This window comes from Thalassospira sp. MCCC 1A02898 (genome assembly GCF_001618185.1).
GTDB classification, from domain to species: domain Bacteria; phylum Pseudomonadota; class Alphaproteobacteria; order Rhodospirillales; family Thalassospiraceae; genus Thalassospira; species Thalassospira tepidiphila.
Genome location: NZ_LPXK01000014.1, coordinates 152,153 through 166,539, shown reverse-complemented (window position 1 = coordinate 166,539; position 14,387 = coordinate 152,153). Strand labels below are relative to the sequence as shown.

Genomic DNA, 14,387 nt, shown 5'->3' with positions numbered 1-14,387 from the left:
GATCAAGCGCCTGATCCTTGAGGTTTCTGACAGAATGGGACCCGCTACCATGTCTGAGAGTCTTATCGAAGAAAGCATTCTTTCCCGTCCGACCTATGGCACGCTTAAAATCGTGCCGGGTCTGGCGCATTATTTTCTGGCCGATGCATCCGGTGCCGAATGTGTCATTCGGGTCGTGCAGGAATTGCCGCGCGACATGATGGAAAAGGTGCATATCCTTTATGTGCCAACCCCGGGCGAAGCCGCGCTTATCACGTCGCTTTATGCGCTGGGGGCCAAACGGTTCGAACATTTCCCGACCATCGAAGAAGCCGTCGCAAAACTCGGCGACTGGTTATCGGACGCCAAGATGGGCAGTCAGCTCTATCTCGCCGGGACCGAAGGCCTGGTCGGGCTGGGTGTTGCCAAGGGCGAGGCATGTGGGCTGGATCATACCGCCGTGCAATGTGAGCATCGCGGCAGTCTGGCGCGGCGCGTTCAGTGCGTTCACTGCAAAACCATGATCGAGGATGTCACGACCCAGCCGGTCAAATGTCCGTCTTGTGATTTGATGTTGCTCGTGCGTGATCACTATTCCCGACGGCTGGCGGCATTCCAGGGTGTCTGCATCAATGCCGAAGACCCGTCTGAAGAAATCGAAATCAAGGAGGTGTTCAAATGAGTGCGTCCGATCATTTGATTCCGGTGGTTGTCAGCAACGTGGTCGAGGTCAACCCGATCATCAAACGGTTCGAATTCAAGCATGTGAATGGTGATGAACTGCCTGCTTTTTCGGGTGGGGCGCATATCGTGGTCGAGATGCTTGATGACGGCACCAAACGTAAAAATCCCTATTCGCTGATGAGCTCCCCGTTCGAGCGCGACCAATATGCCATTTCGGTTCGCCGTGACGATACCGGGCGCGGTGGATCGAAATTCATGCATGAACAGGTGCGACCTGGCATGCAGATGAAAATCTCTGCCCCGGTCAATCTGTTCGCATTGGACCTGCGGGCCAGAAAGCACCTGATGATTGCGGGCGGCATCGGGATCACGCCGTTCATCGCACAGATGATGCAGGCCGATAAGCTCGGCGTGCCGTTTGAACTGCACTATGCCGCGCGATCCGTATCGCAGGCGGCCTATATGGACAGCCTTGCCGATCGGTTTGGTGATCACGTGTCGTGCTATTGCGATGATCAGGGCGAAAGCGTTGATTTGGAAACGCTTTTATCCAGTCAGCCCCTTGGCACGCATGTCTATGTCTGCGGCCCAAAGGGCATGATCGAACGGGTGGTCGAGACTGCGACCAGTCTTGGCTGGCCTGCCGCACACGTTCATTTCGAACACTTCCTGGCCCCGCCGGTTGGTGAGCCCTTTGAAGTGCATCTGGCCAGGGCCGGGATTGATATCACGGTGGGTGCAGAACAAAGCCTGCTTGAGGCAGTCGAGGCATCCGGAACCCCGATCAATTGCATGTGCCGGGGCGGGGCGTGTGGTCAATGCGAAACGGTGGTTGTCGCCTGTGAGGGCGAGATCATGCACAACGACCACTGGCTTGACGAAGAACAGCGTGCGGCAAGGCAACGGATCATGCCGTGTGTTTCGCGGTTCCGTGGCAAACGCCTTGAACTTGACCTGTAAGGGGGATTTCAGTCATGACCATCCAGTTTAAGGACGAGAGCTTCCGCGGTGATTTCACCTACGCCAACAGCCCGTCAAACATTCCGCGTTTTCCGTTCCCGTTCCCGGAAGACGAATATATGTATTCGACCAATATCGAACCGCATCACGCTGCGCGTGCCGGCAGCCCGTTTGAAAATGCATTCGATGTTGATGAACATTATGTCGCGGAAATGAAGGACCGCGCCCTTGTTCTGGCAGACGATCCCGGTCGGTGTCAGGCCCTGCCGCATATGGAAACGGCGGGGTGGGATTTCCTTGAACTGGTGATGGTGTCCAAGGCGCGCGATTATCCTGATCTGTTCAAACTGACCATGGATGGCGATCGCTGGCACTGGATCAACAAGCCGCTTCAGATTGACGATACCTTTACCTTTGGTGACAGTTCAAAACTGCCCTGCCATCCGATGGAATATATCGGACGTCAGGTACAAGGCGATCACGCTATCCTTGATCAGCGCGATGGCAATCTTTGGATGGATGCCGGGATCATTACCGCGCAGGCTGACTGGTCACTTGATTTCGACATTGGCATGAATTTCTTTGAATGGCATGCGCCCGTGCCGTTGGCCCACGAACTGGGTGTGTTCCAGCGTGCGCTGAAATTCCTTTTGACCCTGCCGCAGGGGCAGCCATCACGTCGCCTGAACTGGACGCTGACGGTTAATCCGCGTCTCGATACCAGCCCGGAAAATTATCCAAAATGGGGCCCGGACCGCATGACCGTGACGCCGGAAAATATCGGTGAAAAGGTCCATCTGCGTGTGGAGCTTCAGACGTTCTGGCGTCTGCCGCGATCCAACGCGATCCTGTTTCCGATCCGGACTTATTTGATGGCGATGAACGAAGTGGTGACCCAGCCGAAATGGGGGCGTCGCCTGCATCGTGTCATGCGCGATTTGCGGCCCGAACTTGTCGATTACAAGGGGCTGTCGCGCTACCACCCGATCCTGGTCGAGTGGCTTTCACAATTTGACGACGGGGCGCCGACGTCACCGGGGATCTTCCCCGATTAAGACCAAAGGAACGATCCGGCATATGCCGGGCAGAGGAGACAAGTAACGCTTTTATTGGGGATTTAAGGCTATGACACTTCGTGTTGCGATTATTGGCGCCGGTCCGTCAGGCATGGCGCAGATGCGTGCATTTCAATCTGCTGCCGCCAAAGGGGCCGAAATCCCCGAGATTGTGTGTTTTGAACGTCAGGAAGACTGGGGTGGTTTGTGGAACTACACCTGGCGCACCGGTCTTGATGAATATGGCGAACCGATCCACGGATCGATGTATCGCTATCTGTGGTCGAACGGGCCCAAGGAATGCCTGGAATTTGCCGATTACACGTTTGAGGAACATTTCGGCAAACCCATCGCATCCTATCCGCCGCGCGCGGTGATCTGGGATTACATCAAGGGCCGCGTTGAAAAGGCCAACGTCCGCCCGTGGGTGCGTTTTAGAACCCCGGTCCGCAGTGTTGAGTTTGATGAAGAAAGCCAAACGTTTTTGGTGACCGCGCATGATCTGAAAAATGATGTGGTTTCGACCGAGGAATTTGATCATGTCATTGTTGCCAATGGTCATTTCTCGACACCGAATGTGCCGGAATTCCCGGGATTTGATACCTTTGGCGGGCGTGTTTTGCATGCCCATGATTTCCGTGACGCACTGGAATTCAAGGGCAAGGATATCCTGATCATCGGCACGTCCTATTCGGCCGAGGATATCGGATCGCAATGCTATAAATATGGCTGCAAATCTGTGACGGTAAGCCACCGCACCAACCCGATCGGGTTTGACTGGCCCGATAACTGGGCAGAGGTCCCGCTTCTGACCAAGGTTGATGGCAATACCGCCTATTTCAAGGATGGTTCATCACGCGACGTCGATGCGATCATTCTGTGCACAGGCTATCAGCATCACTTCCCGTTCCTGACCGATGATCTGCGTCTTAAGACCGATAACCGCCTGTGGCCGCTTGGTCTTTATAAAGGTGTCGTCTGGGAAGAAAATCCGAAGATGATGTATCTCGGCATGCAGGACCAGTTCTATACCTTCAACATGTTTGATGCGCAGGCCTGGTTTGCCCGTGATGTGATCATGGGCCGCATTCCCTTGCCAGCCAAGGACGAGATGAAGGCCGACAGCAAAGCCTGGCGTGATCGCGAAGAAGGTCTTAAGGACGACCACGACATGATCTGGTTCCAGGGCGATTACACCGCCCATCTGATCGAAATGACGGACTATCCGATGTTCGATATCGAAGGGGTGAACAAGACCTTCGAGGAATGGGAACATGACAAGGCCGACGACATCATGGGCTATCGCAACAAGTCCTATCGGTCGCTGATGACGGGCAATATGTCACCAGCCCATCACACGCCGTGGCTGGACGAACTTGATGACAGCCTTGAAGCCTATTTGCAGGTCGGCAAGAAAACGGCTGCCGAATAGGCAGCCGAACTTTCAGGGCTTTCAAAGAAGCGGGCGCAAGTCCGCCGTCTCCCTTAACCAAACTCGCAGTCACCCCCACAGTCGACATGGCTGCGGGGTTTCTTTTGGGGTTTATAAGCCGCGCGTTTCAGGACCGCGGCTTTTCCTTTTTGGGATCATAATGCGGGAAGGCGGTGATGATGGCGGGCAGGCGGACCATATGTCCGTCAAGCTTGCCAATCTCGACCTCGGTGCCGATATCGGCGTGCGCGATATCAACCCGCGCCAGCGCGATATTCTTGCCCAGAATGGGGGATCGCACCGCACTGGTGATCACACCGATCTGCGCACGTCCGATATGAACGCAATCACCATGGCCGACGGTGACATTGCCATCAATCTCGATGCCCACCAGTTTGTGCGATGGATGTTCCTTGCGCCGGATCAGGGCATCACGGCCGATAAAGTCATCTTCCTTGGATTTAAGCGGCACGGTAAAGCCGATCCCGGCTTCGAACGGGTCTGTCTGATCGGAAAATTCATAATCGGCAAAGATCAAGCCCGCCTCGATCCGAACCATATCAAGGGCTCCCAATCCCATCGGGGTCAGGCCGTGTGGTTTGCCTGCCGCCCAGATGGCGTCAAAGACGGTAATGGCATCCTTGGGATGGCACCAGACTTCATAACCAAGTTCGCCGGTGTAGCCGGTGCGGGAGACGACAACAGGCGCGCCTTTGGCGTCACCGATCCGGCCGATGGTGAATTTGAACCAGTCGACTTCATCCATGGACGGCTGATGGGGTGGGGTCCAGATGACTTCGCGCAGGATATCGCGGCTTTTGGGGCCCTGAACGGCGATGTTGTGCATCTGATCGGTCGATGAGCGGATCAGGACATGCAGGCCAAGTTTTTCGGCCTGTTCACGCAGCCAGACACCGCTGTAATCATCGCCGCAAATCCAGCGGAAATTATCCTGCCCCAGACGCAACAACGTGCCGTCATCAATCATACCGCCGTGCGGATAGCACATCGCGGAATAGACGACTTGGCCGATGCCAAGTTTTTTGACATTGCGCGTCAGGCAATATTGCATCAGCGCTTCGCTGTCCGGGCCGGTGATTTCGAACTTCCGCAAGGCAGACAAATCAATGACCACGGCTTTTTCCCGGCAGGCATAATATTCTTCGATCATGCCGTGGCCGGTATATTCATGGGCCAGCCAGAAACCCTTATATTCGACAAAGTTGCGGGTCAGTTCGCTTGTGCGCGGGTGGAAGGCGGTTTCTTTGGTCATTTTTGCTTCGGCCTCTGCAGTCGGGCGCCAGGCAACGGCGTGGCTGAATTTTTCAGCACCATCGTAACTTCGGATATGGATGTCGGTCGGTTTCCAGGCATTGGCCGCCGATGTGCCATCCGGGCAGGCCGATGACACGCAGACAAGGTCGGTCATTGCGCGCAACAGCACATAATCGCCCGGACGCGACCAGGGCTGATCGGCATACATCACGCCGTGATCATCAATGCCGGTATTGAAAAAGAAATTGATCGCCATCCAGCCAGCCCGCGGATCAACGCCATGTTTGGCAAGGGCCGTGTTGAAGTTGTCTGTGCAGTTCACATGACCGGGATAGCCGATATCATCGTAATATTTCGCCGCACAGGCCATGGCAAAGGCGTCATGACGCCCGCAGGTATCCTGAATGACCTCGACCAGTGGGTCCATGTCCTGATCATAGTATTTTCCGTGCAGACCCGGCATCGGATAGGCGTGGCCCATCAATGTGCGCGTGGTGGTCACATCCAGCGGGTTCTGAATGCCGCGATCAAGTTTGCGCGCATCAAAACACTGAAAGTCGGTGCATTGCCGTCCATCAACGTCGAGAATCTGGATGTAATCCCCGGCCTTGATTTCATAGGCCTCGGCGGTGGCCGAATGCACACGCAAATCCACAACCGGATCGGCCAGCGGGTCGGGCAGCGCGAAGCTGTAGGTATCAGAATGATGGGCGCGTTTGATCAGGGCAGTGACCGGTGTCGCGGTATTGTGCGCATCGATCCGCATCAGCGGTGCCGGGGTGGCAATGATGACAAACCCGTCAAGCTGGATGGTCAGTTCGACCGTATCGCCGGGTGGGCTGGCATTACCAAAAAGCCGATGGGCAAGGCAGGTTTCAAGTTTGATATCGCGTTTGCGCAAGGTCTTGGCAAAGCGTGTCAGGCTGACATCAAACGGATCAGACATCAGATCCATCAAACCATGCGGCGCGCCATGTGCCAAAGGTTCAAAAATCTCGGGCCGTGCGGCACCGGATGGTGTCAGGCCGATCAGTTCAACCGATTGCATGCCTTCGCAATTGCGCAGTGCGAGTTGATCGCCCTCTCGCACCGAAATCATGATCGCGCCCCGTCCGGGAATTTCATAGCGTTCGCGATTGCGCGCCATCGCAGTCCGTCCGGCATTGATGATGCGACTGGGACGCGCAGCGCGGACAGCGTGCGGATAGGTTTCCGGTGTTCGGGCAAGGTCGATCATTGTGGCCTCGTGTGCGGTGAATGATCTGAAAGTGGCAGGCCTGAAGGGTATTTGGTGTTTTTACTTTATCGGGAAAAGGCAGAGAGGTCAGTTTTGACACTGGCCTCTCGCTGTGTCAGTTGAGCAAAGCAATAACCCAAGGGTTCAGGGCGTCATTGTATTGCTTTGCATCAATCAGATTACATGTCTTTGTATGCTTTGTTCTCGTGAATGGCCATCGAGGCGATGGTCCAGATGCACACGCCAACACCAACAAGTGTAAGCGCCACGAGCAGAGCCGGTTTGTCAGCAAAGGTGAAGTAGGCTTCTGCACCTTCCCAACTGGTAATCGGAGCTGAGTTCATGTTTCAGTTTCCTTGTTTCAATGTGTCAGAATGATCTTACTCAGCCGGGGTCGGCGAAGTCGGATCGTTGGTGAACGCTGCCGGAACGGTGCTTTCCGGATATGCGCGGACCGGTACTTCTGCCTTGTCAAGGCCAGCCACTTCTGCCTGTTCAGACACACGCAGCAGACCAACAAGCTTCAGCACCAGGGACAGAACGTAACCCGGTGCAAAGCCAAGGATCATGAAGACGACGGCACTTGAAAGCTGACCAACAAACGAGATCTCCGGGCCGGCAACGTTCTGATAGCCAGACGCAAAGATACCGGCCATGACCAGACCCCAGACACCGCCAAAGCCGTGGACGGCAACCGCGCCAACCGCATCGTCGATCTTGAATTTCTCAACAAGGATGTCGTTGAGTTTCGGCATTACGCAACCGCCGCCAAAGCTGACGAGGAAGGCAAGACCCGGATAGTAAAGGTCAAGTGCCGGTGCAGAGGAAATCACACCGATCAGGGCACCAGACATCATCCAGAACGGATCACGGGTGACCAGATACGCACCGATCATGCCGCCTGCAACGCCCATCAGGGTGTTGAACGCGAATGCCGACAGGGTTGCCGGGGTGTTGTAAATGGTCATCCAAGTGTCGCCGGTATAGATGATGCAGCCGCCAAGGAAGCCGAAGAAGCCCATAACAATGAGCATCAGGCCAATCAGCGACATTGGCATGTTGTGACCGTCGATGTTGTTGACGGTACCGTCGGCATTGAAGCGACCGATACGCGGACCAAGGTTGATCAGAACACCAAGGGTGAAGAAGCCAGCGATGGTATGAACGGCACCCGCCGCACCAACGTCATGCAGGCCCCACTCGGTGGTGAGCCAACCATCCGGATGCCAGCCCCAGGATGCGCCGAGGATCCAGACAACAGCGCCCAGGAACAGGGCGAGGATGGTGAAGCCGGAAATACGGATACGTTCGATCACCGAGCCCGACATGATCGAGGCAGTGGTTGCCGCAAACAGCGTGAAGGCCGCATAGAAAATACCCGACGCGTTATCCGTCAGGTTCGGACCCATATATTCGCTCCAGGGCAGGCCTGCCTCGGAGCCGTCGGAAATGGTGAAGCCGGTCGGGAACGCAAGATAGATCCACCAGCCAATATAATAGAAGGCCGGGATCAGGAATGCGAAAGCGATCAGGTTTTTCATACCGGATGCCAGTGCGTTCTTCGCACGCGATGCACCCATTTCATACGCAAGGAAGCCTGCGTGAATTGCAAGCATCAGTGCAGTACACCACCAATAGAATACTTCGGAATTGATGGTCGTTGCCATGCTGAGCGATGCTTCAAGGCTGTCCAGCCTCGCCATCAACTCTGGTACGGATTGTTCCATTTTAGTCTCTCCATCACAAAATGCCCCCCGATGGACATTCCTTTTATTAAAATTCAATTCCCTGTAGTGAACAAGCGCAAATGTGTTTTTTATTGTGCGTCGCAAAAATTACAGGAAAATCAATGATCTAAAAAAATATAGAATCGATCAAGAGAAAATTTGAACAAAAAATAGACGCTAAAATTCAATGCATATCAAATATGCAGATTGCCGGAGTCGTGCCGATTCCGTCTATTTCCCGGGGTGGGAAATGCATCTTTGGGTTGGGCTTTTGATCTAGAGAGTGTTCGGGTCAGAGACCGCGCGCTTCGCTTGGCTTCACGCCGTAAGCATCTTTGTAGCTGCGTGAAAAATGGCTGCTGTTGGAAAAGCCGGTGGCAAAGGCGATCTCGGAAATGGTCAGGGCACTTTGCGTCAAAAGCTTGCGGGCATGTTCAAGCCGGACCTGACGATAGGTTTCAAGAAACGACTTGCCAAGATGCTGATCAAACAGGCGATCAAGCTGCCGGGTTGAAAGCCTGGCAAAGCGCGCCATTTCGTCGCGGGTTTTCGGGTCTTCGATGGTGGTTTCCATCTTTTCGAGAACCCGAAGCAATCCGGCATGATGGACGTTATAGCGTTCAGCAAGCGATGCCCGTTGCGGGCCGCCCGATTGCCCGACGTGGGTGTGCAGGTACCAGTCCGACACCCGGGTTGCGAAATCCGCCCCAAGGTTTTCGGCGATCATGGCATGCATCATGTCAAGCGGTGCCACCCCGCCGCCACAGGTGATGCGATTCCCGTCGATGACAAACCGTGCGCGTTGGGGTTCCAGATCGGGAAAGGCTTCGATCAAGGCCGGGGCATGTTCCCAGTGAATGGTGAATTGACGTTGCCCCAGAAGCCCGGCGGCGGCCAGAACGTAAGCCCCGCTTGATATGCCGCCCATACGCACGCCCCAGCGCGCCAGTTTGCGCAAATTACCAAGCATACCCGGTGCCTGCCATTGCGAAGGATGTCCGCCGGCACAGATGAACAGGGTGTGCAAACTGGTCGGGGCCTGCGACAGCGGGGTGGTCGGCACCATCGTGCCCGACGAGGATAAAACGTTTCCACCCGCCGCCGAGTAATTCAAAACCTTGTAGATCGGCTGCCCCGCCAGAAGGTTGGCCGCACGCAGCGGCTCAATCGCCGAGGCATAAGACATCAACGCAAAATCGGGCAGCAACATGAAACCGATATTCTGGGTGGCCGGAACCGGTTTGGCGTCAAGTTGCCCGGTACGCGGGGTGCGTGTGGTTCTGTTTTGGGTGTCTGAGCTCATGACGCCGGTATCCCGCGTTGGGCGACAATAATATCGCGATGTCGCATTTGTGTTATTGGATGTCTTTAATAGACAAGCTGCAATTTGCACCTCTGTCAAGATTGCTGGGTACCCGATGTGGGCAACAGCGAAAGATCGATGATGCGTTATTCAGCCCTGTCATTGCTTGGCAATGCATTTTCCAAGAACAAGAACTGGAAGCCGGCCTGGCGCAATCCGGATCCGAAACCGCATTACGATGTGATCATCATCGGCGGTGGCGGGCATGGATTGGCAACCGCCTATTACCTTTCCAAGGTGTTTGGCGTGCGCAATGTCGCCGTGCTTGAAAAGGGCTATCTTGGATCCGGGAATATCGGGCGGAATACGACAATCATTCGATCCAACTACCTGCTTGAAGGCAATAACCCGTTCTACGAATTTTCGATGAAGCTGTGGGAAGGCCTTGAACAGGATTTCAATTTCAACGCCATGGTGTCCCAGCGCGGCGTGATCAATCTGTTTCATTCCGATGCCCAGCGCGATGCCTATACGCGGCGTGGCAACGCCATGCGCCTGCACGGGGTGGATGCGGAACTTCTTAACCGTGATCAGCTGCGTGAAAAGCTGCCATTCCTGGATTATGAAAATGCCCGGTTCCCGATCATGGGTGGGCTGATGCAGGCGCGCGGCGGCACGGTGCGCCATGATGCCGTTGCGTGGGGCTTTGCGCGCGGGGCCGATCAGAACGGCGTTGATATCATCCAGAATTGCGAAGTCACCGGCATTGACCGCGATGGCGATCAGATCACCGGGGTTCAAACCACACGGGGTGCGATCACGTGTAACAAGCTGGCCATGGCGGTGGCTGGCAGTTCAAGCCATGTCGCCAAAATGGTCGATATGCGCCTGCCGATTGAAAGCCATGCGCTTCAGGCCTTTGTGTCCGAAGGATTGAAACCGTTCATCGATACCGTGGTCACCTTTGGCGCGGGGCATTTTTATGTCTCGCAATCTGATAAGGGTGGCCTCGTGTTTGGCGGGGATATCGAAGGTTATAACTCCTACGCCCAGCGCGGGAACCTAGCGTGCGTGGAACATGTGGCCGAGGCCGGCATGGCGATGATCCCTGCACTGTCGCGGGTGCGTATCCTGCGCAGTTGGGGCGGTATCATGGATATGAGCATGGATGGGTCGCCGATCATGGATCGCACCCATCTTGGCAATCTCTATTTCAATGGCGGCTGGTGTTATGGCGGCTTCAAGGCAACCCCGGCGTCGGGATATTGCTTTGCCCATTTGCTGGCGACCGATACGCCGCATGAAACCGCAACCGCGTTTCGCATGGACCGCTTTGCACGCGGTTATCTTCTGGATGAAAAGGGCGTTGGCGCCCAGGCCAACCTGCATTGAGGAAATTTGGAAATGAGTAGTCTTGTCAAATGTCCTCACTGCGGTTTGCGCCCACGCGAGGAATTCACAATCCGCGGCGAAGTCGCCACCCCGCGCCCAAGTGCCGGTGCCGATGAAGCCGTATGGTTCGATCATGTATATCTGCGCGACAACCCGCGTGGTGAACATCGCGAATACTGGCATCATTCCGGCGGCTGTCGTCGCTGGCTGGTGTTGACGCGCAATACCCTGACCCACGAAACGTCTGATGTGGTCGATGCCAGCACCTTGAAGACGGAGGGCGCACGATGACCAGTTTCCGGATTGATGGCGGTACCCTGATTGACCGTGATGATGTGCGGCGCTTTACCTTTAATGGCGAAATACTCACTGGCTTCGGTGGCGATACGGTGGCATCAGGCCTGTTGGCGAATGGCAGGCAGCTGGTTGGCCGCAGTTTCAAATATCACCGCCCGCGCGGCATCCTGACCGCCGGGGCAGCGGAACCCAACGCGCTTCTGACCATCGGGCGGGACGGGCGGCGTGATCCCAACACCCGTGCCACCATGGCGGAACTTTTTGATGGGCTTGAAGCGCGATCGCAGAATTGCTGGCCGAATGTCAATTTTGATATCGGGGCGGCCAACGGCTTGCTTGGTCCGCTTTTAGGTGCCGGGTTCTATTACAAGACATTCATGTGGCCGGCTGCCTTCTGGGAAAAGGTCTATGAGCCACTGATCCGCAAGGCTGCTGGTCTTGGCCGGGCAAGCTATGATCCCGATCCCGGCTATTACGAAAAATGCTGGGCACATTGTGATCTTTTGGTGATCGGGGCGGGGCCGGCTGGGCTTGCCGCAGCCCTGACGGCCGGGCGGGCCGGGGCGTGCGTGATCATTGCTGATGAAGGGGCGCAACTTGGTGGTGGTTTGATCGCCGAGGGAAGCCCGGTTGGCGGGAAGCCAGCAGACGCGGTGCTTGCCGATATGATTGGTGAATTGTACGCCCTTCCCAACGTCGAGATCAAAAAGCGGACCACCGTTTTTGCCGCCTATGACGATCAGGTGTTTGGCGCGGTCGAACGGGTGCAAAAGCATCTGCCAGAACACGAGATTAATCCCCATCGCGCCATGGAACGTCTGTGGCGGATTGTTGCCCGGCAGGTGGTTCTGGCGACCGGGGCGGAAGAACGTCCGATTGTCTTTGGTGGCAATGACCGACCGGGCGTGATGATGGCAGGTGCCATGCGCACCTATTTGAATGCCTATGGTGTGGCACCGGGCAAACGGGTGGCGCTGTTTGTCAATAACAGTCAGGCCTATCAGACCGCGATGGACCTTGAGGCACGTGGTATCGAGGTCGCCGCGATCATTGATCCGCGCACCTGCCCGAATACTGATTATGACGGTAAGGCACGCCTGATTGCCGGTGCGATGGTGCGCGATACTGCGGGTCGCAAGGAGATCAAATCGATCACGGTCCGCCATGATGACGGCCGTGACGAGGTGATTGCGGTTGATGCCCTTGGCGTATCAGGCGGATACAGCCCGATTGTGCATCTGGCCTGTCATCGCGGTGGCAAACCGGTCTGGTCGGACGCGCATGTCGGCTTCATGCCGCCGGAAAATACCGATGGCATGACGCCCTGCGGGGCAGTTGCCGGAAAAGCCGGTATTGCGGCCTGCTTTGCCGACGGTGGGGCCGCCGCGGTCAAGGCGCTTGCAGAACTGGGTGTGATAGGCGAGGCCGCGTCACTTCCGGGCGTCGAGCAGAACGAGGAAAAAGTCGACCCTATCCAGCCTATCTGGCGGGTGGCATCAAGCAAGGGCAAGGCCTTTGTCGATTATCAGAATGACGTTGCGGCATCTGACATCACGCTCGCCATGCGTGAAGGCTATGATCATGTCGAACTTGCCAAACGTTATACCACCAATGGCATGGCAACCGATCAGGGCAAGACATCGAATGTGAATGCCATTGGCATTCTGGCGGAAAACAAGGGTGTATCGCCCGGCGAAATTGGCACGACAACCTTCCGCCCGTTTTATACGCCGGTGTCTTTCGGTGCGCTGGTTGGCGCATCCAAGGGAATGGATTTCCAGCCAGTGCGCAAATCACCCCTGCATGGCTGGGCGGAACGCAATGGCGCAAAGTTTGTCGAAACCGGGCTTTGGTATCGCTCCAGCTGGTTCCCCAAGGATGGCGAGACTTTCTGGCGTGACAGCGTTGATCGTGAAGTCAATACCGTGCGAACCAAGGTCGGCATCTGTGATGTTTCGACCCTTGGCAAGATCGAGATTTTTGGCGCTGATGCGGCAGAATTCCTGAACCGGGTTTACTGCAATGCGTTTCTGAAATTGCCGGTGGGCAAGGCGCGCTATGGCATCATGCTGCGCGAGGATGGCTTTGTGTATGATGACGGTACGACAAGTTGTCTTGGCGAAAATCATTACTTCATGACGACGACGACGGCCCTTGCCGCCGGGGTGCTGACCCATCTGGAATTCTGCGCGCAGGTGCTGTGGCCGGAGCTGGATGTCCGTTTGGCATCTGCAACCGATCAGTGGGCGCAGATGGCGGTTGCCGGGCCCAAATCACGCGATGTTCTGTCCAAAATCATTGATGATGATATCTCGAACGAGGCCTTCCCGTTCCTGGCGGCGCGCGAAGTATCGATGTTTGGTGGACGCCTGAAGGGGCGGTTGTTCCGCATTTCGTTCTCGGGCGAGTTGGCCTATGAAATCGCCATACCCGCCGGATATGGCGAAAGCGTTGCGGATGCGATCATGGCTGCCGGGGAAGAATTCGGGCTCACGCCATACGGGGCCGAGGCCCTTGGTGTCATGCGGATCGAAAAGGGCCATGTCACCCACGCAGAAATCAACGGCACGGTGACGCCGGCCGACCTGGGTATGGGCAAGATGGTGTCCGCCAAGAAGGATGATTTCATCGGTCGGGTGATGAACCTGCGCGAAGGGCTGGTGGATCCATCGCGACCGTCGCTTGTCGGGATCAAGCCGAAATCACCGTCTGACAAGTTCGCCACCGGATCGCATATCCTTAATCCCGGTGATGAGGTCAGTCTTGCCAATGATCAGGGGTATGTCACCTCAATGTGTCACTCGCCGACATTGGGCCATGCGATTGGCTTGGCGCTGGTGAAAAACGGCCCGAGCCGCGTTGGTGAAGAAGTGGTCATCTGGAATGGTTTGGCCGGAAAGACTGTCACCGGCATCCTTTGCAATCCTGCCTTTGTCGATCCGGAAAATGAGAAACTCCATGCGTGATTATCCATTAGAAAACCGTAGCGTATTTCCGCCCCACGTCGCGGCGGGCGCGAGCGCATCAATCAATCTCGCCCCGGTGA

Annotated in this window: 11 protein-coding genes; 7 read left to right on the top strand and 4 right to left on the bottom strand. The window is 55.9% G+C overall.

Features of this window, described 5'->3' with window-relative positions; all coding sequences use genetic code 11:
- The first annotated feature begins 49 nt into the window (after positions 1–49).
- The 4 genes from AUQ41_RS20200 (at position 50) to AUQ41_RS20185 (ending at position 4,110) form a co-directional block, all read left to right on the top strand.
- Positions 50–661 (top strand): dimethylamine monooxygenase subunit DmmA family protein, encoded by a 612-nt coding sequence (locus AUQ41_RS20200; RefSeq protein WP_063090373.1) that lies wholly within the window; start codon positions 50–52, stop codon positions 659–661.
- Positions 658–1,623 carry an oxidoreductase gene (locus AUQ41_RS20195; RefSeq protein WP_063090371.1) on the top strand — a complete coding sequence of 322 codons (966 nt, stop codon included), beginning with the start codon at positions 658–660 and terminating at the stop codon, positions 1,621–1,623. Before AUQ41_RS20200 ends, AUQ41_RS20195 begins: the two co-directional genes overlap by 4 nt.
- Positions 1,624–1,637: 14 nt before the next feature.
- Positions 1,638–2,678, top strand: a complete 1,041-nt coding sequence (locus AUQ41_RS20190; protein WP_063090369.1) for a DUF3445 domain-containing protein — start codon at positions 1,638–1,640, stop codon at positions 2,676–2,678.
- Positions 2,679–2,748: 70 nt separating this feature from the next.
- Complete coding sequence (locus AUQ41_RS20185; protein ID WP_063090367.1) at positions 2,749–4,110, top strand: NAD(P)-binding domain-containing protein; 1,362 nt, start codon at positions 2,749–2,751, stop codon at positions 4,108–4,110.
- Positions 4,111–4,237: 127 nt separating this feature from the next.
- Here the strand turns inward: AUQ41_RS20185 and AUQ41_RS20180 are convergent, their stop codons facing one another.
- From AUQ41_RS20180 to AUQ41_RS20170, 4 genes are all read right to left on the bottom strand, one after another.
- Complete coding sequence (locus AUQ41_RS20180) at positions 4,238–6,622, bottom strand: DUF1989 domain-containing protein (RefSeq protein ID WP_063090365.1); 2,385 nt, start codon at positions 6,620–6,622, stop codon at positions 4,238–4,240.
- Positions 6,623–6,801: 179 nt separating this feature from the next.
- Complete coding sequence (locus AUQ41_RS21085) at positions 6,802–6,966, bottom strand: hypothetical protein (RefSeq protein WP_165374900.1); 165 nt, start codon at positions 6,964–6,966, stop codon at positions 6,802–6,804.
- A gap of 36 nt (positions 6,967–7,002) precedes the next feature.
- Positions 7,003–8,349, bottom strand: coding sequence for an ammonium transporter (locus AUQ41_RS20175; RefSeq protein ID WP_063090363.1), 1,347 nt, complete (start codon positions 8,347–8,349; stop codon positions 7,003–7,005).
- Positions 8,350–8,641: 292 nt separating this feature from the next.
- Positions 8,642–9,652 (bottom strand): GlxA family transcriptional regulator, encoded by a 1,011-nt coding sequence (locus AUQ41_RS20170; protein WP_198155665.1) that lies wholly within the window; start codon positions 9,650–9,652, stop codon positions 8,642–8,644.
- A gap of 141 nt (positions 9,653–9,793) precedes the next feature.
- On the opposite strand from AUQ41_RS20170, the gene AUQ41_RS20165 reads away from it, so the two are divergent.
- Genes AUQ41_RS20165 through AUQ41_RS20155 form a run of 3 tightly spaced genes read left to right on the top strand, consistent with a single transcriptional unit; the run spans position 9,794 to position 14,307 of the window.
- Entirely contained in the window at positions 9,794–11,044 is a 1,251-nt protein-coding gene (locus AUQ41_RS20165) for a sarcosine oxidase subunit beta family protein (RefSeq protein WP_063090468.1), read from the top strand.
- Positions 11,045–11,056: 12 nt separating this feature from the next.
- Positions 11,057–11,335: a sarcosine oxidase subunit delta gene (locus tag AUQ41_RS20160; RefSeq protein ID WP_063090361.1), complete on the top strand. Its 279-nt coding sequence runs from the start codon at positions 11,057–11,059 to the stop codon at positions 11,333–11,335.
- Positions 11,332–14,307 (top strand): sarcosine oxidase subunit alpha family protein, encoded by a 2,976-nt coding sequence (locus tag AUQ41_RS20155; protein WP_063090359.1) that lies wholly within the window; start codon positions 11,332–11,334, stop codon positions 14,305–14,307. Before AUQ41_RS20160 ends, AUQ41_RS20155 begins: the two co-directional genes overlap by 4 nt.
- The last annotated feature ends 80 nt before the right edge of the window (positions 14,308–14,387 follow it).

Bases quoted from the DNA above. Each gene is read 5' to 3' on its own strand.
- AUQ41_RS20200 (WP_063090373.1), top strand. From the start codon at position 50: ATGTCTGAGAGTCTTATCGAAGAAAGCATTCTTTCCCGTCCGACCTAT.
- AUQ41_RS20195 (WP_063090371.1), top strand. From the start codon at position 658: ATGAGTGCGTCCGATCATTTGATTCCGGTGGTTGTCAGCAACGTGGTC.
- AUQ41_RS20190 (WP_063090369.1), top strand. From the start codon at position 1,638: ATGACCATCCAGTTTAAGGACGAGAGCTTCCGCGGTGATTTCACCTAC.
- AUQ41_RS20185 (WP_063090367.1), top strand. From the start codon at position 2,749: ATGACACTTCGTGTTGCGATTATTGGCGCCGGTCCGTCAGGCATGGCG.
- AUQ41_RS20180 (WP_063090365.1), bottom strand. From the start codon at position 6,622: ATGATCGACCTTGCCCGAACACCGGAAACCTATCCGCACGCTGTCCGC.
- AUQ41_RS21085 (WP_165374900.1), bottom strand. From the start codon at position 6,966: ATGAACTCAGCTCCGATTACCAGTTGGGAAGGTGCAGAAGCCTACTTC.
- AUQ41_RS20175 (WP_063090363.1), bottom strand. From the start codon at position 8,349: ATGGAACAATCCGTACCAGAGTTGATGGCGAGGCTGGACAGCCTTGAA.
- AUQ41_RS20170 (WP_198155665.1), bottom strand. From the start codon at position 9,652: ATGAGCTCAGACACCCAAAACAGAACCACACGCACCCCGCGTACCGGG.
- AUQ41_RS20165 (WP_063090468.1), top strand. From the start codon at position 9,794: ATGCGTTATTCAGCCCTGTCATTGCTTGGCAATGCATTTTCCAAGAAC.
- AUQ41_RS20160 (WP_063090361.1), top strand. From the start codon at position 11,057: ATGAGTAGTCTTGTCAAATGTCCTCACTGCGGTTTGCGCCCACGCGAG.
- AUQ41_RS20155 (WP_063090359.1), top strand. From the start codon at position 11,332: ATGACCAGTTTCCGGATTGATGGCGGTACCCTGATTGACCGTGATGAT.